Raw genomic sequence first — 19,284 nt, 5'->3', positions numbered from 1 at the left:
GAGTAATCTTACGATTACAATCCTTAACGCAGATATACGCTGTGCTTAGTCACACAGAGCTCAGGGGCAGCGTGCTGTAAACATTCATAAAGTCTTGCACCGACCGACTTCTCTCTGAAAGAACGAGATACAGCTAATCCCGTCAACGCCAATTACATATACTTTTTATTCAGTAGCATTATAAAACTAATTATTCACAATGTCAAGTGAATATCGGAAATTTTCTGATATTTTTCTTTTTTCGTACCGCAACAATCGCATTAATTTTGTTGCATATTGCGACACAAAATGATATAATACATTTATATATGTTTTTATATCACTTTGGAGGAGATTATTTTGAGTGCAAAAGTCACTTTACTTACTTATACGCCAAATCCCGAAATGACGGTTGCAATGGCTGCAAAGCTCTGCTACTCACCGTCCGAAATATCAAATATAAGAGATGGTCTTACTGAGGAAAAGGCCGCTGATTTTATAGATATGCTTGCAAACATCGGGCACGGCAGTCCGTTTGAACACGCTTCTTTTACCTTTGGCATTGAGGGCATTTCAAGAGCCTGCTCACATCAGCTCGTAAGACACAGAATCGCATCTTACAGTCAGCAGTCGCAGCGTTATGTTGACGGCACAAAGTTTGATTTTGTAACACCGCCTGAAATTGCAAAAAACGAAAAGGCGCTTGCCGCTTATAACAAAGTAATAGAAATGCAGTCAAAGGCTTACAGCGAGGTTCGTGACGCACTTGTTGCAGGATATATCAGAGAGGCAACAGGAAACTGTGACGATACCGATGAAGAAGTCATAGAAAACTACAGAAACGAAAACAAAGCAAAATTCAATGCTTTTGTAAAAAAAGCAAATGAAGACGCAAGATTTATTCTTCCTAACGCATCAACCACAAAAATTGTCTGCACTTTTAATGCAAGAAGTCTTGAGAATTTCTTTGCACACCGCTGCTGTAACCGTGCACAGTGGGAAATCAGAGATGTTGCCGAGCAAATGCTTAAACAATGTCTTGAAGTTGCTCCGCATTTATTCAAAAACTGCGGCCCTGCGTGTTTGTTCGGTGCTTGTCCCGAGGGCAAAATGAGCTGCGGCAAAATGAAAGAAGTACGCAAAAAATACGGCAGAGAGTAATATTTTAATTATATTTTAGAATAATAGAAATGGATAGGAACAAAAATGAGTGCAAAATTCATTGTAATAGAGGGTCTTGACGGAAGCGGAAAGGCTACCCAAACAAAAATCCTCTTTGATAAAATTTCAGCAATGGGAAAAAGCATTAAAAAACTTGAATTTCCCGATTACGCAAGCGAAAGCTCGGCACTTGTAAAAATGTATCTCGGCGGAGAATTCGGCAGTAATCCGAATGATGTAAATGCTTATGCCGCTTCGTCCTTTTATGCAGTAGACAGAGTAGCAAGTTTTCTTAAATTTTGGAAAAAAGATTACGAAAACAGTGATGTGATTTTAAGCGACAGATACGCTACATCCAATATAATTTATCAGATGTCTAAACTTGACAAATCGGAGTGGGACAACTTTATTGAATGGCAGGAGGATTTTGAATACAATAAACTTTCTGTTCCTAAGCCCGATAAAGTTATTTATCTTGATGTTAAACCCGAAGTATCGCAAAAACTTATGAGCAAGCGTTACGAGGGTGACGAAGGCAAAAAAGATTTACACGAAAAGAATTTCGCGTTTTTGCTTGAATGCAGAAAATCTGCTTTATATGCCGCTGAAAAATGCGGTTGGACAATTATTGACTGTTGTGAAAACGGTGAAATCGAGCCGATAGAATCAATAGCAGAGGAAATAGAAAAGGCGGCTGAAATTAATACTTTATGCTAAACTTTAAGCTGATAGAAAAATCCGATATAAATAAATTTCAGAAATACTACGACAATCCGGAGGGAATTTCACTTACTACCAATATTTTGAGCGCATACCTCTGGAGAAATGAATATAATATAAAATTTGCTTTGTATAACAACTGTTTAATAAAAGCATATTTTAATGACGATGACAGCGTGTGGGGATATTGCCTGCCGCACGGCGAAGATATAAAACCCGCTGTCGAAGAAATCATAAAGGACGCTCACGAGCGTGGACAAAAACCTTTTATCGTAATGCTGACAGACGCACAGAGGGTTAAACTCGAAACCCTCTTCCCGTCAGAATTCAACTATGAATTTTCACCCGAAAATCAGGAATATGTCTATTTGTCAGAAGATTTAATAAATCTTTCGGGCAGAAAATTCCACGCAAAGCGCAACCATATTTCAAAGTTTAAGAACTGTTATCCCGATTACAGATTTGAAGAAATAACAAATTCAAATAAAGAGGACGCTTATAAAGTAATGCTTGATTGGTGTGCCGAGAATGAAATTGATATTGAGCACTACGAAGAAAAAAATGCAATCAGAGAGGCTCTTGACAATATAGAAGAATTTAAAATGCATGGCGGAATTGTTTATGTAAAAGACAAAGCTGTTGCCATGACTCTCGGATGCGAAATCTCACCTATTGCATTTGATATATGTTTTGAAAAAGCTTTGCGTGAATACGACGGCATTTATGCAGTAATTAACAATGAATTTGCCAAAACGCTGTCTTCTTATAAATATATAAACCGTGAAGAAGATATGGGTATAGAGGGACTTAAAAAGTCCAAACTCTCATATAATCCCATAATTCTGATTGCGAGGTATAACGCAACATTAAAAAATGATGGAAATTAATTTTTGTAAACCCGACAATTCCGATATTAAATCACTTAAAAAGCTTTGGCTTTCCTCTTTTGATGAAGAACCGAAAGCTGTTGATTTATTTTTTGACAAATGTTTTAACGCAAAACAAACTTATATTGCAAAGTACGGCGAAAAAATCATTTCCGCACTTTATCTTATAAGTGCAAGTTTTAACGGTCAAAAAGCTCATTATCTTTGCGGTGCGTCAACCCATAAAGATTTTCGCAAGCAAGGCATTATGAGCAAATTAATTAAATACGCTCTTGAAGATTCGGCAAAAAGCGGAGATAAGTATTCCTTTCTTTTCCCTGCAAACGATAATCTTTATAACTATTATCAAAATTTCGGTTATCGTGAAAACTGCATTGCTTATATTTCCGATTTTTCAAGAAATGATTTACTTTCTTTGCAGGAATTAAATTTCAGCGAAAATAATATTCTCAAGCAGGGTAATGACTTTAAGAATTTTGCTGTCGAATATTATTCAACATATAATATGAAAAATGTTAAAAGCAAAAATTATTTTGCTTTGTTTGAAGAAAATGAAAATACGGCAGAAGTATTTTACTTTGAATTTGAAAAAAACAATTTAAAAAATATGATAAATGATATTCTGCAAAATACCGATGCCGAATATTTCAGATTTACACATAACAAAATATTTGAAAACGCACAAAAAATCCGATACGGAATGGTAAAATCGCTTGACAGCAAAATCACCGTGCCAAAGGATATTTATATAGGAATAACATTAAATTAAGTATAGAAAGGGTATTGCTATGTTTTATTTATTTTTAGCAGACGGATTTGAAGAAACCGAGGCTCTTGCACCGCTTGATATGATGCGCAGAGCAAAAATTGAAGTTAAAACAGTAGGAGTTACAGGCGAATTTGTAACAGGCTCACACGGTGTTACCGTTAAAGCCGATTTAAAACCCGAAGAAATATCATTTAATAACATTGACGGCGTGGTTCTTCCGGGCGGTATGCCGGGAACCGTTAATCTCGGTAAATCGGAAACTGTGACTAAAGCGGCTGTTTACTGTGCAGAAAACGGCAAAATTACCGCTGCCATCTGCGCCGCTCCGTCTGTTTTGGGTAACCTCGGAATACTTAAAGGTAAAAAAGCAACCTGTTTCCCGGGATTTGAAAAAGAACTTGAGGGAGCAACATACACCGCTGCTCCTGTTGAAATTGACGGCAATGTAATTACAGGCAAAGGCGCAGGCTGTGCAATTCTCTTCGGCAAAGCTATTGTAGAAAAAGCAGTGTCTGCCGAAGCTGCAAACAAAGTCTGCGGTGATATGCAATGCCCATAATAAATATAAAAGAGCAAAAAAATTCACTAAGAGCAAAGCATAAGAAAATCAGAACAGCCTGTCCAAAAGAAATCAGAGCCGCTCTTGACAAAACATTGTTTGAAAAATTTGTTGATTTGAAAGAATATAAAGAGTGCAGTATTCTGTTTGCGTTTGTATCTATGCCGATAGAAATTAACACCTACCCTATTCTTGAAAAGGCGATTGCAGACGAAAAAATACTTGCTCTGCCAAAATGCAGACAAAGCGAGCCTGTTATGGACTTTTATAAAGTAACATCACTAAGTCAGCTTATAGAGGGCAAATATTCCATTATGGAGCCTGATACAGAAGTCTGCGGCAAAATTACCGATTATTCAAACGGTCTTTGTCTTGTACCCGGATTAAGTTTTGACTTATACGGCTATCGGCTCGGTTTCGGAAAAGGCTATTATGACAGATTTTTAGAACAGTTTGGCGGTACAACGGCAGGTCTTTGCTACTCAAGATGCATTGAGCAAAAACTACCGCACGGAATATATGACAAGGCTGTTGACATAATAATAACTGAAAAATTCACAAACGATACACGAAATGTGTTTGAAAAAGGAATGGTGTAAGTGAACGAAGAAAATAATATTCAGAACCTTGAAGAAAAGCGTCGCCAAAAAGCAAAAAGCTTTACTTTAAATATTCAGGACGACATCTATGACGAATCCGCAAAAACAGAAAACAACGAACCCGAAGAACTTAACTCTTACAGCGGCGAAGATGTTAAGGAACAGATGGAAAAAAATTCTAAGCAGGCTTTAAAAAAGAAAAAGAAAATAGACAAAAAACTTTCAAAAGCCAAAAATAAGCGTAACCGCAGAGTTTTCAGAGTTATCTGGTTGGTTTCCGTTATAATTGTCGGTGCTATGGCAGGTATGTTCTTTGTGGCAGGCATTGACGATATGCTCGCTATCAACCGTACCGAAGAAAAAAATGTAAGAATAGAAATCCCTGCAAATCCGAATCTTGACACAGTTGCAACCGTTCTTGAAAAGAATAATATCATTGATGATAAAAACTATTTCAAACTGTTTGCAAAATTTACAAAAGCGGATGACGATTTTACACAGGGTACATATGACATCAAAACAAATTTGGACTACGAGGCAATTATCAACTTCTTGCTTAGCAGTGTAAACCGTACAGATACAGTTGAAGTAACAATTCCGGAAGGCAGAAATGTCCTTGAGATTGCTAAGTTACTTAAAGAAAAAGGTGCTCTCGCCGATGAAGACAAGTTCCTTGAGCTTTGTAATTCAAACCATTTTGACGATGAATATTCATTCTTAAAGGATATTACAAATGCAGATGACCGTTACTACAAACTTGAGGGTTACCTGTATCCTGATACTTATACATTCTATGAAAACGAAGATGCAGAGAATGTTATTTATCGTTTCCTTAATAACTACGAATCAAAACTTACCGAAAAACAAGATGTTCCGGGTTATGATAAGGTAACAACCATTGAAGATATGCTTAAGAAGAACAGAAGCGACTATACTCTTGACCAGGTTATGATAGTTGCGTCAATCATTCAGTCAGAGGCTGCCGATACAGACGATATGTATTACATTTCTTCTATTATCTACAACCGTCTTAATGCCGATGAAGATATGGGTGTTAAGTATCTCGGTCTTGACTCTACTAAATTCTACCCGTACAGAACACAAGCTGATATTCCTGAAGACGCAAGAGATACTTTTGAAAGTTCATATGACACATATTCTAAAGAAGGCTTACCGGCAGGTGAAATCTGTAACCCGGGTATGAATGCAATTATCGCTGCGCTCAATCCTAAGGATACAAATTACTACTTCTTCTGTCACGATAAAGACGGTAACGCTTATTATGCTTCAACAATTTATGAGCATAACGAAAATCTTGCAAATATTGAATAATTAGGAGATTATAATATGATTACAAGACCGGAAGTGCTTGCACCTGCAGGCGATATGGAATGTCTTAATTCTGCGCTTTCATTTGGCGCAGACGCAGTATTCCTCGCAGGCAAAATGTTTGGTATGCGCTCTGCATCAAAGAATTTTGACAATACACAGTTAAAACAGGCTTGCGAACTTGCCCACGCAAAGGGTGCAAAATTATATGTAACCTGCAACACTTTACCACGAAATAATGAACTTGACTTTTTACCCGACTATTTAAGCTATGCTCAAGAATGTGGTGTTGACGCTTTTATTATTGCGGATTTAGGTGTTTTTGAAGCCGCTAAAAAATACGCTCCAAAGGTTGCAAGACATATTTCAACACAGGCAGGCGTAACAAACTATGCAACCGCAAATGTACTTTATAATATGGGTGCATCAAGAGTTGTGCTTGCAAGAGAGATTCCGCTTGATGAAATCGCACAGATGCGAGCAAAAATTCCGAAAGACCTTGAAATCGAGTGCTTTGTACACGGCGCAATGTGTGTGTCGTTCTCAGGCAGATGTCTTATTTCAAGTTATATGACAGGCAGAGATGCAAACCACGGCGACTGCGCACAGCCTTGCCGTTGGAAATATCACCTTTTTGAAGAAAACAGAGAGGGTCAGTACTTCCCTGTCGAGGAACATTCGGACGGCACATACCTTTACAATTCCAGAGATCTTTGTATGATTGAGCATATTCCCGAGCTTGTAAAAGCAGGGGTTTCCAGTCTTAAAATTGAGGGCAGAGCAAAATCAGCTTATTACACCGCTGTTACAACAAATGCCTATCGCCATGCTGTTGACGGATTTATGACTAACGGTGAAAATTATGTGCTTGAACCTTGGATTAAAGAGGAACTTGACAAGATAAGCCACCGTGAATACAATACAGGCTTTTACTTTGGCAAAGAACCGGGACAGGTTACGGGAAACGGCGGTTACATCAGACATTATGATGTGGTTGCTGTTTGCGAAAAGTCGATTGACGACACCACAACAGAAATTACACAGAGAAACAAATTTCTTGTGGGCGATACACTCGATGTACTGCCGCCAAGCGGTATTCCGTTCAATGTAAAGTGTGTTTCACTTACTGACGAATACGGAAATTCCGTTGATGCCGCACCGCATCCAATGCAAAAGCTTACAATGAAGAGTGATGTAAAAATTCCTGACGGTTCAGTTATAAGAAAAAAGAAAATTTGATATAAAAACTCCCCTGTTTTTCGGCAGGGGAGTTTTTGTTGGCTTTGCTAAGTTATTTGTTAAGAATTGTGATAAATTATGGTTTAGCGTAACAAATCAGCAAAGCAATTATAAAAGTTTGGTCGACCTTTTCAAAGGTCGTGGGTGTGGGCAAAGCCCACAAATACTTTCCGTTTACGCAATCTAACGATAGCCAAACAGCTTGCTGTTTGGCGGCTTGAACACAACGGCGAATGCCTTTAAATGCGAAAGCAAAAAGAAAAGCCATTCGATATATAATGAAAAGTTAATCATTTCTTTTATAAAAAGCTGTCGCCTGTTTTAACAAACTTAGTTTTAGCACGCAAACAGCGTGGCTGTTTGCGCCTGATAAATTGTTGTATCGGAAGATTTTATGGGCGCTGCCCAAACCCGCAATTTTTGAAAAAATTGAGTAAACTTTTTTGTTTTTGGGAGGATAATTTAGCGTTAGCTAAATTTCAATCCCCGACCAACACTCCGCTAAACCATAATTTACCCCAACTATTTAAAAAGAACCGAAAAAACACCTTTCACAATTAAAGTGAAAGGTGTAATATTTATGCACAATTTACTATTCTGTTAAGTATATCATCTGTAGACTCGTTAAGCACATAAGCAAACTCGCCGAGTACCATTTTCTCTGCCTCTTTCAAAAAGCGTTCATCAGCCATATGTAATCTTTTGCCTCTTTTTAACTGCTGCTTTTCGTGAAGTTTTAAAGTTCTGATTAATCTAAGCAATTCAGATGACTTGCCCTCTGAAATGATGTTTTTAAATGTTTCAAATCTTATATTCTTATTGGAAATCCACTCTTCTTCTTTCGGCATATTATCCAAGAGGTCGATAATCTCATCTTTAGTAAGTACGGCTCTCATTTTTCCGACAAGTTTTTCATTTTGTACGGGAACGAAAACCTTTGCAGTTTTTGTCGCATTAGGACTAAGAACATAATACTCTACATTTACCTTGTCTATTCTTTTTGTTGTAATCTCGGTAACAGTGCAAACACCGTTAACACCATATGCGACTATATCAGATACCTCAAACATTTTCGGCACCTCCATGCGCAGATTTGTAAGCGTTATTTCGATAAAACATACTTCTCTCCTATTCTTAATTCTCATTCGTTAGTAATTGTTTAAAACAATGTCTGACAAAGCGGAAAACAGTTTATGCTTATTATATTTCTAATATCTAATATTATACCATATTTTGATAAATTATGACATAGGCAATATAGCTAACAATGTTATAAAATATGTTGTAAAAAATGCTAATTATTTCTGTTTTTAAAAGAATAAAGCTTCCGAGTTTATCGGAAGCTTTATTTAAAATAAAAATTATTATTGTTCTTTTCTGTAGAATGGTTCTACACCGTTTATTGCATTTCTTGCAAGGTCCATAGTAACAGGCATTACAACAATGTCTACATCTTCAGTAAGGTATGGCTGTGCGGTTTCTTTTATAGCGTCAAAAATCTTTTTCATATCGCCGATAAAGTCAACTACAACAAGGAAGCTCTTTTTGTCGCTGTGCTCCATCATTCTTAAGAAAGCAACATTTACATTTGGCTCTGCGCTGAAATGATTGATAAGTGTAGCCATAAGGTCAATAGGATAATCCTTTGGTTCGCCGATTTTAATCTGCTCACCCGGTTTGAACAAATCTTTATTAAGTGCGTTAAAGTCTTTCTGCTGCTTGATTGAAATAATCATTGGCTTAGGGAAAGTAACGCTCTTGCCAAACGGATTGATAACAAAACCGACAACACCCGAATGTGGATCCATAACCATTTGTGAAATGCTGTCAAAATCAGTAACTACTTTTTGAGCATTCTGGGTATCCTGCCACTTAAATAATTCTTCTGTATCTGTAAAAAGTCCAAAGAATTTTTCTTTTTTCTGATTTTCAAGAAGTCTGAACTGAACCTGTGTTGCCTGCTTCATAACAGTCTGACCGTTTTCCGTAACAGCCTGTGTTGTAGGAACAACCTTTGCAGGTAAAATAAACTTAGCCTTTACAACTTCTGTAATCATCTTATCGACGTTCTCTTTTGAGTTGTCTTCCTGCATAGTTACAATTGCTTCTTTTAAATCAGGGTTAAAAATCTTTTCAGCAGGTACTCTGCTGTTTTCCATTTTCATTTCGCTCATAATAATATATCCTCCAACTGTTATTCTATAGTATATGTTTTGCCGTCCTCAACAGTAAGTCCATTATCGGCCGGGTACTGCTGACTGTCGGCAAAGTCACCGTCATTAAAAATAATATACGGTGTTTCCCAATCTTCTGTAAAGGTATAGCTGTACTTTCCGTCGCTTTCCTTTGTCATTTCAATTCCCGGCCAGGTTTCGTTTTCATACAGTTCATCGTTGTAAACATATGCAAAAATCTGATCGCCCCAGCTGTCGGGCTTTTCAAAATATACCTTTGTGCCGCTTGAAATTGAATATTTTACTTCTGTAGCAAATACAACTCTTTCGTAGGTTTTTACACCCTTGGAATTTTTAGCTGTAAGTTCAAGTGTTGCTATATCACTTCCGCTCGGTACAGAAACGGTTACGGTTTCTCCGTTCTTATATGAAACAGCCGCTGCTCCGTTAAGAGCATATTCCGCATTATCCGTATTTGCACAAGTAAGTGTGACTGTTGCGGTTTTACCGCTTTGAATATTAAATACGGTGTCCTCGGCAACGCCTACTTCGGCGGCAGCTTCATATTTCTTATAACCGTCGTTATAAAGAACTACCACACTGTTTGCCGGAATATCGGCATCAGAAGTAAGTTTACCGTTTTTAACGGTGTATTCTGTCTTGCCGTCAACTCTGTTTACATATGTACCGTCGGCAAGATTTGTTTCAAATCCTGTCTTAAGAGCGTCTTTTGTATTTACAATTACCGCTCCTTTTGTGCCCCTTTCAATCATAACAGCGGTTGAATCGGAGTTCGGATTTACAATATTTTCGTCTTCGCCAATCATAGCTGTACGGAAGAAATTTACGGCTTTTACACTCTTATCCTTGTACATATCGTCACCCTCTGTGCCGATACGGTTCATTCCCCATTCGTTTTCAACACTTGAATAGTAAGGACGATCGAAGAACAGCGGTGTGCCGTCTTTTCTTGCAGTAATTACTGCCCAACCGAGGATAACCTGTTCCTTAGTCATATTGTACCAGTTGCCGTCATTGATATAGTTATCGTGAGATTCAACCCATGTAACCATATTAAGCGGTGCGTCACCGAGCCAATAATCACTTACAGTACCTTTTGACAAAGTATTGTTTGTAATTGCGCCTCTGATTTTACTGCCGTATGTACTTGCTGTAGTATGACCTATTGCCTCAATATAGTCGGCAATTCTTTCATTGTTGCCCTGAAGCACCTCTCCGTATATAAACAGATTGTCAGCATTGTTTACTTCGGTGATTACTCTCTGCCAGAAGTTATTTGTAAAGCCGTCATCTTCCTTAGGATCGTCAGGTAAGCCGATGTGCTTTGCAGTATCATAACGGAAACCGTCAGCACCGCAAGCGACACAGTCATTGAGATACTCAATAAAATAATCCTGAAAAGATGTGCGCTCTGTATTAATATCAGGCAAACCACCCATTTTGTAAGTAGTGCAAGCAAGTCTGTTTGAAAAGTCATTGAGGTCATACGCATTGTTTTTATGATAAAGCGTGTCCAAACTTCCGCCGCCTGCATCAATAAGATCCTGACTTACTGCGCTTGTGGTCGGTGTTGTGTGGTTAGCAATAACATCAACAATAACCTTAATACCGTACTTTTCCGCCTCGTCACACATAGCTTTAAACTCGTCACGAGTTCCGAGCTGATAGTTACCGATTTTAAAATCGGTGGGCTGATAATGATAGTACCATTTGCCATCACCGTAAAGCTGCATTCCGCCGTTCTCGCCCTCAAGGCAAGCATTAATAGGCGAAGTCTGCAGCGCCGTATATCCTGAAGCCGCAATGTCAGCCATAGATTCCTTTATAGTATTGAAATCCCACGAAAAACACTGCAAAATTGTACCGTTATCAATCTTATCTGCGTGAGCATACTCGGTAGAAGTATTGGTAGAAGTATTATCATCTGAACCGTTCTGCGAATTTGAACAGCCTGTCAAATAAACGACAGAACCTGTGAGCATAGCAGAAACCAACAGACCTGATAATATTCTTTTGAACAAATAATCACCATCTTTCATTTCACAATTAATCCGAGTGCGATAAGCCACAAGGATAAAATTATTATAACATTATTTCTTAGCAAAATAAATAGTATTTTGAGATTTTTTACAATTATTTTAAAAATTCCTACCTAATAAACAAAAAGAGCCTGATTTTTTGGATAATCAGGCTCTTAAAATATTACTTTTTTTCGGTAAGGAGTTTGTTTAACTCCTCCATAAATGTATTAATATCCTTGAATTGGCGATAAACCGAGGCAAAACGAACATATGAAACTTCATCAACCTTTTTAAGGCGCTCCATTACAAGTTCACCGATCTGCTCGGCAGTAATTTCTCGTTCAAAGCCGTTCTGTGCAGTAAGCTCAATGTCAGTGACCATTTCTTCTACCTGTTCAACAGAAACAGGGCGCTTTTCACAAGCACGAAGAATACCTGCAGTCAGCTTATTGCGGTCAAAAACTTCTCTTGATTTGTCACGCTTGACAACATAGAGAGGAATATTCTCAATAATTTCATAAGTTGTAAAACGCTTTCCGCACTTAAGACATTCTCTTCTTCTGCGTATTCTTTCCCCGTCATCTGCCGAACGGGAATCCACAACCTTACTTTCTTCAAATGAACAATATGGGCATTTCATAAAAAGCTCCCCTAAATCACAAATATTCTAAAAATATTATAACATACCGAAAAATTCAAGGCAATAAATATTTATTTACAAATTTATTACATTTTTGCTCTATGCTGATTTTTACAAATGAAAAAAGCAACAGTTGAGAATAAACTCGTCTGTTGCTTTTTTAGGGGTAATAGGGTTATAGAAGAAATTTATGTTATGTAGTTGATAGCATATTTTTAACAGCTCATTCGCTGTTTCTTTTAAAATTATAACAGAATAATACTATTTTGGAAATTGCATTTGCAACGATTTTCAAGAAACTGTATAAAAATACAGTAATAAATTTTATTGAATACGCACTAATATGCCAAGATTTAATTAATATCAAGACTAACACAAGCAATATTCATTACTGTTTTATAATATCCCTACAATTCATAATTTTTGCAATATGGTGAAATTATCACCGTTAAAATCTATTAATCCGTCTTTTTTCATTTTATTAAGCTCACGGGAAAGCGCCGATTTATCAACGCTTAGATAATCCGCAAAATCCTGTCTTGAGCCTTCAATGCAAAAAGAAGAACTTCCGTCACGCTTTTCTCTGAATTCAAAATAACGCATTATTTTTTTGCGTATGGAACGCTCTGAAAGCACAATTTTATATTCGAGAGAGCGCAAATCCATCTCCTCAAACAATACAAAAAGATTTTTAAGTAATTTTTGCTGAATAATAATCTTTTTATAATCATTTTCTTTAATTTTCGCAAAATCAAGAAAAAGAATTGTCGACTCCCCATGCGACACTATTTCAATATCGCAATGTGTGGTTCGTGGTGCGGCGGTGATAAGCCAACCTATGCTGTCACTGTAAACTCTTCCCAAAATTTCACGAACTCCGTCTGAATTATATTTTTGTATTTGAGCCGCACCCTCAAGCACAAAAGCGGAATATTTATGAATTTTGCCTGAACTTACAATAATATCATCATTTTTATAGCTCTGAATTTTATAATCAAATTCCACAAGCGCCTGTTCTATTTCTTCATCTGTAAAACTTTCAAAAATCGGGTGCTTTCTTAGGAATTCAAAATGTTGTTCCATATTTCCTCCGACAAATTAAATATGCAATACTAAAAATATCCGCACCAAAATATACGGATATTTTATCCGTAAATTCAAAATAGTTTGCGTACTTTTAGCAAAAACTATTTTATTAAATTATTGAATCTGCAAGAGCGGCAAGCTGAACTTCATTTTCAGCTGTCATAGTTGAACGGATTGTAACCTTGGCATCTGAAATCTCAATACCCTTCATTTCGTCAAAATAAGGCTGCATAGACTTGATTGCACAAGGTGCCCATGAACCGTTTTCAATCATAGCGACTTTACGGTTTTTGTATCCCTTAATTTTCAAATGATGTAAAAAGTCATTCATAACAGGGAAAACTCCGCCGTCATATGAAGGAGCGGCCACAACAAGTGTAGAATACTTAAATGCGTCCTCAACATTTTCTGCCATATCACTTCTTGAAAGGTCAGAAATAGCAATCTTTTTATCTGTTTTCTCTTTCAAAATATCATAAAGTTTTAAAGCGGCTTTTTCGGTATTGCCATGAATTGAACAATAAGCGATAAATATACCGTCAACCTCCGGCTCATACTTGCTCCAGATGTCATAAAGGTTAATATAATAACCGAGATTTTCAGTAAGAACAGGACCGTGTAACGGACAGATTTTCTCAATATCAAGCTTAGCTGCTTTTTTAAGCAAAGCCTGAACCTGCACACCGTATTTTCCGCAAATATTAAAGTAATATCTTCTTGCCTCGCAAGCCCAATCTTCGTCTGTATCAAGTGCACCGAATTTACCGAATCCATCGGCAGAAAAAAGCACTTTTTCCTTGCTTTCATATGTAACCATAACCTCGGGCCAATGTACCATAGGCGCCATATAGAAAGAAAGTGTATGTTCTCCGAGGTTTAATGAGTCGCCCTCTTTTACAGTAACCGTTCTGTCGGTAAGGTCAATGTCAAAAAATTGAGGCAGCATATTAAATGTCTTTGCATTTCCGACAAGCTTCATATCGGGATATTTATCTGCAAGCAGCTGTATGTTTGACGCATGGTCAGGCTCAAGATGATTAATAATAAGATAATCGGGAGTTTTTCCGTCAAGTACATTTTCAAGATTTGCAACCCATTCATCAGTTTTTCTCTTATCCACCGTGTCAAGTACGCAGATTTTTTCATCAAGAATTACATATGAGTTATAAGAAATGCCGTTTGGCACAATGTACTGACTTTCAAAAAGGTCAATATCTTTATCATCAACGCCGATATATTTAATAGCGTCAGAAATATTTATATTCATTTTTATTCTCCCCTTAATTAAAATAATAACAAATCAAATAATAATTCGTATATGATTATACCATAATTAGACATATATTTCAATAGAGTCAGGCAGCAAATTAGCTACTTTTACAAAAAGCAAAAAATATATAAACAAATGCAAAAAAATACTCCTAAGCAGTAAATATCAAAAAAACAATACTTAAAACAGAGAAAATTGTTGCTAATGCAGGAGCAAAACTTAGTTCTATATTACGAATATATTTTATTTTGTCGAGCAATGGCGGAAATTCACCATAAACATCGTAATAACAGACTATGGATTTTAAATATCGGGCAACTTGAAATCCGAACATTCCAAAAGCCGTCATGGTATTTACAGCATTATTTCCGATATAACTGATATTTTTATTTATAACAGCAAGAAATATTAAACAACACATTACTAAAGAAATTGCTATATTTGTACGGGAAACATTTTTACATTCTGCATTATAAGAAAAAATCTGGAATCCAACCGCACCGCAAATCAAAAGTACGGCAAAGAGTATATGTAACGGATAATTATACGGATATAAAATTTTATTATCGTATAAAATCCTTGAAATAAAGAGCAAAACAGCATTATACAAAAGCAGTCCCATATCTCCTATCAATATTTTTTTACTCATTCAATAATCTCCTTAAAATAAATCAGTCTTTGCAGTACAACTTACTTATAATTTATGGTTACCGAAAAAAGTGTGAATAGATAAGATGGTTCATCACTATTTTTTGTGGGATGGTGAACGGACAGAAGGAATAGAAAGATAGCGAATCAAGGTGACGAAAAAGTCGTCGTCATGGTAACCGTAGCCGATTCGTTTAGCGACCTTGATCTTGTTGTTGAAGCCTTCGAGCTTGCCGGTGCCATCCGAGATATCGGCTACAACTTTTGGCTTTGTCAAGATACGCTATATAAAGTCTAACTTTTTGAAGTTACATCAAGTACGGTGATTTTGGTTGCTCTATTTAGAAGTCTAATAGATATGTGCCATCTGAATACTTCCTAAATGTAACATAAGTTTTTCCATAAAGTTCAAGCATTTGTTTTGTAACATATCCACCAGATGGCGTTCCAATTTTCTTGCGAATCCACTCGCCTAAAATCGAATTACTTTCAACACTATGAATAGCTTTATTATTTTGCTGAGCCATTCGCATATGAAAAGAACCAAAATCCTTTGTTATAACTTTGAACATAGGACAGTTTTTATCATCTGGATTAACTCTGTCAGGGAAAAAACCTTCAACTTTATCTTGATGATTGTATGGAATATAAGCTTGATTACGATTTCGCTTTGTTCCGTTCTTTCTAATTCCCCAGTTAATACCTGAACCATAGCCAGTATCACTGCCATCCGCACGAAGCAATGAGACATTAAGTGTAGCAACAGGTTGCATTGCATCATACATAAGATAATCTTTTTCAGAATTATCTGGTTCTTCAACTGCATCAGGACTATTATTAACAACCTTGCGAAGTTTGTCCTTAGCTATTGGGTCAAAGCAGTCTATCGTATCAGGCAACAAATTCTTATAGTACCAATACGCACTAAGCGGATTACATCTGCTAACAGTTTCTCTACGTTTGTAAAAAGCATTCATTGTGTAATTTAACGAACCACAATATGCTATCGTTGGTAGTATCTGAATCTTTTCATCTGATTGCGACCAAATGTAAATTTTAGAATGCACCTCCGGTCCATTACAAATATATCTACAGCTAATTTGGGGCATTCCCCTTGATTCATTAAGGAAGTGAATCAAACGACAAATATCTTCATGCTTTTTCTGAGAAAGACTTGATTTAGTCATTCCCAAAATGACCTCAACATCTAAACCTTTTACAAATCTCTTGTTTTTTATTCCCTCTTGCAATGCAATCATATGTGTTGAGATTCTTTCACAATCCGTAAAAGCAGTTACAATTTTCAATGAATTACACGGGGAGAGATTTTCAATTCTTGCTGGTGCATAAAGTACTGGCTCATCGAATTTTTCTGATATAAAGGTTTCTTCTTTGGTTATTTCATCAATTCTTGGAATCATAATCACTCCTCCATATTAGCTGGTATCCACGGATAATCAATTCCCGCAAAACTATTAAGCACTGCAGTGATTACAACTTCAGATAATTGACACGGAACAGCCATTCCTATTTGTTTGCGGACACTACTATAATTTCCCACAAATTCATAATTATCTGGAAAGGTTTGAATCCTCGCACGTTCTCTGTTTGTAAGTTCTCTATCTGTCCAGTGATACATAAATGTGCCACCACCACCAGCTGCTGTAACAGTATAAGCTGGCTTATCTGGGTCAAGTTTTCTATATATTTGGCTTATTTTTGTTTTTGTTTTAATTTTAAGCTCCTCAGGGAATAACTCTCCAAGTCGTTCTTCTGCTTGCCAAACATTTTCGCCCGCATTTATAAGAGATAATCTTCTAATAACCTTTTGAGTCAGCTTTCTAACTTCATTGTTTGGTGCATTATCAGGAATTTCTGCCAGTGCTTTTCTTGCCGTAATATCGCAAGAAGCATACATTTTAGGGTCTGGGACATGAAACTCAACAGGTAAATCATTACGAATGCCAACGATAATAACTCTATGACGAGTTTGTGGTACTCCATACTGTTCTGCTTTATACAAATTCACATTGAGCTTGTATCCTGCCGCTCTCATATCATCAAGAATAATCTGGAAGTCTCCTGAACCCGCTGAACGAATCCCTGAAACATTTTCAGCGACAAACCACTTCGGCTGATATATTTTTAAAACTTCAATGCCATACCAATATAATTGACCAAACTTCTCGTTTGCCAATCCTTTATGTTCCCCTACATTAGAAAAGCTGTTGCACGGAAAGCCATAACAAAATGCGTCAATATCTCCAAGCTTATCAATCTCAAGTTCACGAACATCACCACAGTAAACAGTTTCTGGTTGGTCAGGGCAGATGTTTTTTCTGTAAGTTTCACAGGTATCCGAATCATAATCATTTGCCCATGCGTGCGAAAGTGAAAGTTTTCCATCGTTGCTTGTTGACCGTAAAGCACCACACGCAAGACCGCCTGGACCGCAAAAGAGTTCGCCTAATCTATACACTTCTTGTCCCATCAATGTTCCTCCTTAGAACGACAAAGCCGTTCTTTTTCTATTTCTTCATACGGAAGGTGGTCTGCCTGTTTTTGCTTTTGGAAACATATCTTTTATCTGTTCCCACTGCTCATCGCTGATTTCGTATCTTCTTGCTGACATTTTTCTGCCTCCGTCGCTTTTTTCTATTATAAAATATATCTTCCTTTTGTGCAACTTTTTGTTTTCAGATACGCTCTAAATTAATGAATGCTGGTGATGAATAAAGCATCTGCTCAATCTTAGAAAAAGCTTCTTTTGCGCCTTTCAAAAGTAGACGTGCCACTTCTGGCATATCACTAAAGTATTCTGTTAAATCTTCACTGTATTCAGAGACATCTACGATTTCGATGTCATCCGGTAAAATATGTATTACATCATCCATGTACAACCGCTCCTTCCTAATTATTCTTAATAGGCCTTGTAAATTTTGCGAATGTTAACACCAATCCATATTGGCCCTCATTTCAGCTTCATATTCAGCTTTTATTTCACTTTCATAATCAGCAATTACATCGAGCATAGAATCGCATCCTTCAAGAAAATTAATAATAGCTCGGAGATATCTATAAACATTGCTCAAGTCTAAATATTTATCATCTATACGATATTCCAAACTATATGATGTTGGATATCGAAAATTATCTCCATTCTTATCCAAAGTATTGATTTCATCCAATAACTTTTCTACAACATCAATCACTGCTAAATTTTCACCTGAATCATTAGCATAAGTTTGTATTACAGGTTTTACATTCTTCCATAAATCCTTTTTAATATAATGGCTTTTACGTTTAGAATTAAATACTCTATATGGAACCCCATTATCAACCTTACTATAGAAGATTCGTTTTAGGCATAATTCAATAGTATTTCTAAACATAAACATAAGCGGATATAGCTTTACCTCATTAGATATTTGCTGATTGTTATAAATAAAATCTATTACTTCGCTATATCCCGTAACTTTAACATGAAAGCCTTCGTCTGATACTCTTTGCCACAAATAACAATTTCCAATTCCATGTGATGCAAATACAAAAAATTCAGGTTGAAGGTCGCCGTTAAATTCCACATCTTTTTCTATATTTCCTTTTTCTATACACTTTTTAATTAAAGAGAACGCTTGAAGCATATTATTTGCAACATCAACATTATCCAAAAATTTATCTCTATATTTTAATAGGAAGTCATCTTCAAAAGGAAACCTAAACATATCTGACTTCTTATCAACCTCTTCCAGTGAAGCAAAATACTTTGTTAACCATTCTTCCTCGTTGTTGTTCAAATATTTCTCAATATCTGTATCATTATATTTTTGAAACAGCATAGATAGGTCGTGACAGCATTCCTCAAATGCATCCTGTACATCTCGCTTTCTTGAATAAACTCTACATAATAAGGCTTTAAGGCTTAATTCCAAACTTTGTCGAATTAAAAAGATTCCCGTTAAGAACCACATGTCAGACTTCACATTATTATGCCCACTACTAATCACATCTTCGAAAGTCTTATAACCGCACTCATAAAACTGAAATGCTAATTTTTTATAGTCCTCAAAACAATTATGACTCCATTGTATTTTTACAGTAGTTTCAGCATTTTCAATTTTCCAAAAATTCATATCTGTTGATGGCCATATCCACCTTGAATCTACCACATTCTATTTCTCC

The 19,284-nt window shown here is 36.5% G+C and carries 19 protein-coding genes, 1 pseudogene and 1 other annotated feature (1 of these 21 only partly in view); of the genes and pseudogenes, 8 read left to right on the top strand and 12 right to left on the bottom strand.

From position 1 onward, the window contains the following. Positions 1 to 155: a binding site (T-box leader), on the bottom strand; it reaches 61 nt to the left of the window's first position. A 229-nt stretch (positions 156 to 384) separates the two neighbouring features. Genes thyX through H8R91_RS01005 form a run of 8 tightly spaced genes read left to right on the top strand, consistent with a single transcriptional unit; the run spans position 385 to position 7,242 of the window. After that, positions 385 to 1,140 (top strand): FAD-dependent thymidylate synthase, encoded by a 756-nt coding sequence (gene thyX, locus H8R91_RS01040; protein WP_243237705.1) that lies wholly within the window; start codon positions 385 to 387, stop codon positions 1,138 to 1,140. A gap of 45 nt (positions 1,141 to 1,185) precedes the next feature. Continuing rightward, positions 1,186 to 1,857, top strand: a complete 672-nt coding sequence (locus H8R91_RS01035) for a dTMP kinase (RefSeq protein WP_186934531.1) — start codon at positions 1,186 to 1,188, stop codon at positions 1,855 to 1,857. Next, positions 1,851 to 2,747 (top strand): DUF2156 domain-containing protein, encoded by an 897-nt coding sequence (locus H8R91_RS01030; RefSeq protein WP_186934530.1) that lies wholly within the window; start codon positions 1,851 to 1,853, stop codon positions 2,745 to 2,747. Before H8R91_RS01035 ends, H8R91_RS01030 begins: the two co-directional genes overlap by 7 nt. Beyond that, positions 2,734 to 3,516: a GNAT family N-acetyltransferase gene (locus H8R91_RS01025; protein ID WP_186934529.1), complete on the top strand. Its 783-nt coding sequence runs from the start codon at positions 2,734 to 2,736 to the stop codon at positions 3,514 to 3,516. The genes H8R91_RS01030 and H8R91_RS01025 overlap by 14 nt, the downstream gene beginning before the upstream one ends. Before the next feature lie 19 nt (positions 3,517 to 3,535). Then, positions 3,536 to 4,075 carry a DJ-1 family glyoxalase III gene (locus H8R91_RS01020; protein WP_207722715.1) on the top strand — a complete coding sequence of 180 codons (540 nt, stop codon included), beginning with the start codon at positions 3,536 to 3,538 and terminating at the stop codon, positions 4,073 to 4,075. Next, a complete protein-coding gene (locus H8R91_RS01015) occupies positions 4,066 to 4,674 on the top strand; it encodes a 5-formyltetrahydrofolate cyclo-ligase (protein ID WP_186934528.1) in 609 nt (202 codons plus the stop codon). The genes H8R91_RS01020 and H8R91_RS01015 overlap by 10 nt, the downstream gene beginning before the upstream one ends. Further along, entirely contained in the window at positions 4,675 to 6,006 is a 1,332-nt protein-coding gene (gene mltG, locus H8R91_RS01010) for an endolytic transglycosylase MltG (protein ID WP_186934527.1), read from the top strand. A 15-nt stretch (positions 6,007 to 6,021) separates the two neighbouring features. Then, positions 6,022 to 7,242 (top strand): peptidase U32 family protein, encoded by a 1,221-nt coding sequence (locus H8R91_RS01005; protein WP_186934526.1) that lies wholly within the window; start codon positions 6,022 to 6,024, stop codon positions 7,240 to 7,242. A gap of 578 nt (positions 7,243 to 7,820) precedes the next feature. Here the strand turns inward: H8R91_RS01005 and H8R91_RS01000 are convergent. From H8R91_RS01000 to H8R91_RS00940, 12 genes and pseudogenes are all read right to left on the bottom strand, one after another. Then, complete coding sequence (locus H8R91_RS01000; protein ID WP_022235247.1) at positions 7,821 to 8,312, bottom strand: CarD family transcriptional regulator; 492 nt, start codon at positions 8,310 to 8,312, stop codon at positions 7,821 to 7,823. 294 nt (positions 8,313 to 8,606) lie between these two features. After that, on the bottom strand, positions 8,607 to 9,416 hold the full coding sequence (locus tag H8R91_RS00995; protein ID WP_186934525.1) for an enhanced serine sensitivity protein SseB: 810 nt from the start codon (positions 9,414 to 9,416) through the stop codon (positions 8,607 to 8,609). A 20-nt stretch (positions 9,417 to 9,436) separates the two neighbouring features. After that, complete coding sequence (locus H8R91_RS00990; protein WP_186934524.1) at positions 9,437 to 11,476, bottom strand: alpha-amylase family glycosyl hydrolase; 2,040 nt, start codon at positions 11,474 to 11,476, stop codon at positions 9,437 to 9,439. A gap of 163 nt (positions 11,477 to 11,639) precedes the next feature. Then, a complete protein-coding gene (gene nrdR / locus H8R91_RS00985) occupies positions 11,640 to 12,098 on the bottom strand; it encodes a transcriptional regulator NrdR (protein WP_022235244.1) in 459 nt (152 codons plus the stop codon). A gap of 414 nt (positions 12,099 to 12,512) precedes the next feature. Next, complete coding sequence (locus H8R91_RS00980; protein ID WP_022235243.1) at positions 12,513 to 13,181, bottom strand: Crp/Fnr family transcriptional regulator; 669 nt, start codon at positions 13,179 to 13,181, stop codon at positions 12,513 to 12,515. Between the two features lie 112 nt (positions 13,182 to 13,293). After that, a complete protein-coding gene (locus tag H8R91_RS00975; RefSeq protein ID WP_022235242.1) occupies positions 13,294 to 14,451 on the bottom strand; it encodes an FprA family A-type flavoprotein in 1,158 nt (385 codons plus the stop codon). A gap of 154 nt (positions 14,452 to 14,605) precedes the next feature. Continuing rightward, positions 14,606 to 15,103 (bottom strand): hypothetical protein, encoded by a 498-nt coding sequence (locus H8R91_RS00970; RefSeq protein ID WP_186934523.1) that lies wholly within the window; start codon positions 15,101 to 15,103, stop codon positions 14,606 to 14,608. 96 nt (positions 15,104 to 15,199) lie between these two features. Then, positions 15,200 to 15,340: pseudogene (locus tag H8R91_RS12365) on the bottom strand (transposase); the annotation flags it as partial. A gap of 103 nt (positions 15,341 to 15,443) precedes the next feature. Continuing rightward, positions 15,444 to 16,523 carry a restriction endonuclease PLD domain-containing protein gene (locus tag H8R91_RS00960; RefSeq protein WP_186934521.1) on the bottom strand — a complete coding sequence of 360 codons (1,080 nt, stop codon included), beginning with the start codon at positions 16,521 to 16,523 and terminating at the stop codon, positions 15,444 to 15,446. Positions 16,524 to 16,525: 2 nt separating this feature from the next. Then, positions 16,526 to 17,593, bottom strand: coding sequence for a DNA cytosine methyltransferase (locus H8R91_RS00955; RefSeq protein ID WP_186934520.1), 1,068 nt, complete (start codon positions 17,591 to 17,593; stop codon positions 16,526 to 16,528). 205 nt (positions 17,594 to 17,798) lie between these two features. Continuing rightward, entirely contained in the window at positions 17,799 to 17,996 is a 198-nt protein-coding gene (locus tag H8R91_RS00945; protein WP_186934519.1) for a hypothetical protein, read from the bottom strand. 54 nt (positions 17,997 to 18,050) lie between these two features. Continuing rightward, positions 18,051 to 19,271 (bottom strand): hypothetical protein, encoded by a 1,221-nt coding sequence (locus tag H8R91_RS00940; protein ID WP_366476918.1) that lies wholly within the window; start codon positions 19,269 to 19,271, stop codon positions 18,051 to 18,053. Positions 19,272 to 19,284: the final 13 nt, after the last annotated feature.

Source organism: Ruminococcus intestinalis, from assembly GCF_014288065.1.
GTDB classification, from domain to species: Bacteria; Bacillota; Clostridia; order Oscillospirales; family Acutalibacteraceae; genus Ruminococcoides; species Ruminococcoides intestinale_A.
The sequence above is the reverse complement of the archived record's forward strand: the minus strand, read 5'-3'. Positions and strand labels throughout refer to the sequence as shown.

What these genes read in the sequence shown, in the direction of transcription:
- thyX (WP_243237705.1), top strand. Translation starts at nt 385, where the DNA reads ATGACGGTTGCAATGGCTGCAAAGCTCTGCTACTCACCGTCCGAAATA.
- H8R91_RS01035 (WP_186934531.1), top strand. Translation starts at nt 1,186, where the DNA reads ATGAGTGCAAAATTCATTGTAATAGAGGGTCTTGACGGAAGCGGAAAG.
- H8R91_RS01030 (WP_186934530.1), top strand. Translation starts at nt 1,851, where the DNA reads ATGCTAAACTTTAAGCTGATAGAAAAATCCGATATAAATAAATTTCAG.
- H8R91_RS01025 (WP_186934529.1), top strand. Translation starts at nt 2,734, where the DNA reads ATGATGGAAATTAATTTTTGTAAACCCGACAATTCCGATATTAAATCA.
- H8R91_RS01020 (WP_207722715.1), top strand. Translation starts at nt 3,536, where the DNA reads ATGTTTTATTTATTTTTAGCAGACGGATTTGAAGAAACCGAGGCTCTT.
- H8R91_RS01015 (WP_186934528.1), top strand. Translation starts at nt 4,066, where the DNA reads ATGCCCATAATAAATATAAAAGAGCAAAAAAATTCACTAAGAGCAAAG.
- H8R91_RS01005 (WP_186934526.1), top strand. Translation starts at nt 6,022, where the DNA reads ATGATTACAAGACCGGAAGTGCTTGCACCTGCAGGCGATATGGAATGT.
- H8R91_RS01000 (WP_022235247.1), bottom strand. Translation starts at nt 8,312, where the DNA reads ATGTTTGAGGTATCTGATATAGTCGCATATGGTGTTAACGGTGTTTGC.
- H8R91_RS00995 (WP_186934525.1), bottom strand. Translation starts at nt 9,416, where the DNA reads ATGAGCGAAATGAAAATGGAAAACAGCAGAGTACCTGCTGAAAAGATT.
- H8R91_RS00990 (WP_186934524.1), bottom strand. Translation starts at nt 11,476, where the DNA reads ATGAAAGATGGTGATTATTTGTTCAAAAGAATATTATCAGGTCTGTTG.
- nrdR (WP_022235244.1), bottom strand. Translation starts at nt 12,098, where the DNA reads ATGAAATGCCCATATTGTTCATTTGAAGAAAGTAAGGTTGTGGATTCC.
- H8R91_RS00980 (WP_022235243.1), bottom strand. Translation starts at nt 13,181, where the DNA reads ATGGAACAACATTTTGAATTCCTAAGAAAGCACCCGATTTTTGAAAGT.
- H8R91_RS00975 (WP_022235242.1), bottom strand. Translation starts at nt 14,451, where the DNA reads ATGAATATAAATATTTCTGACGCTATTAAATATATCGGCGTTGATGAT.
- H8R91_RS00970 (WP_186934523.1), bottom strand. Translation starts at nt 15,103, where the DNA reads ATGAGTAAAAAAATATTGATAGGAGATATGGGACTGCTTTTGTATAAT.
- H8R91_RS00960 (WP_186934521.1), bottom strand. Translation starts at nt 16,523, where the DNA reads ATGATTCCAAGAATTGATGAAATAACCAAAGAAGAAACCTTTATATCA.
- H8R91_RS00955 (WP_186934520.1), bottom strand. Translation starts at nt 17,593, where the DNA reads ATGGGACAAGAAGTGTATAGATTAGGCGAACTCTTTTGCGGTCCAGGC.
- H8R91_RS00945 (WP_186934519.1), bottom strand. Translation starts at nt 17,996, where the DNA reads ATGGATGATGTAATACATATTTTACCGGATGACATCGAAATCGTAGAT.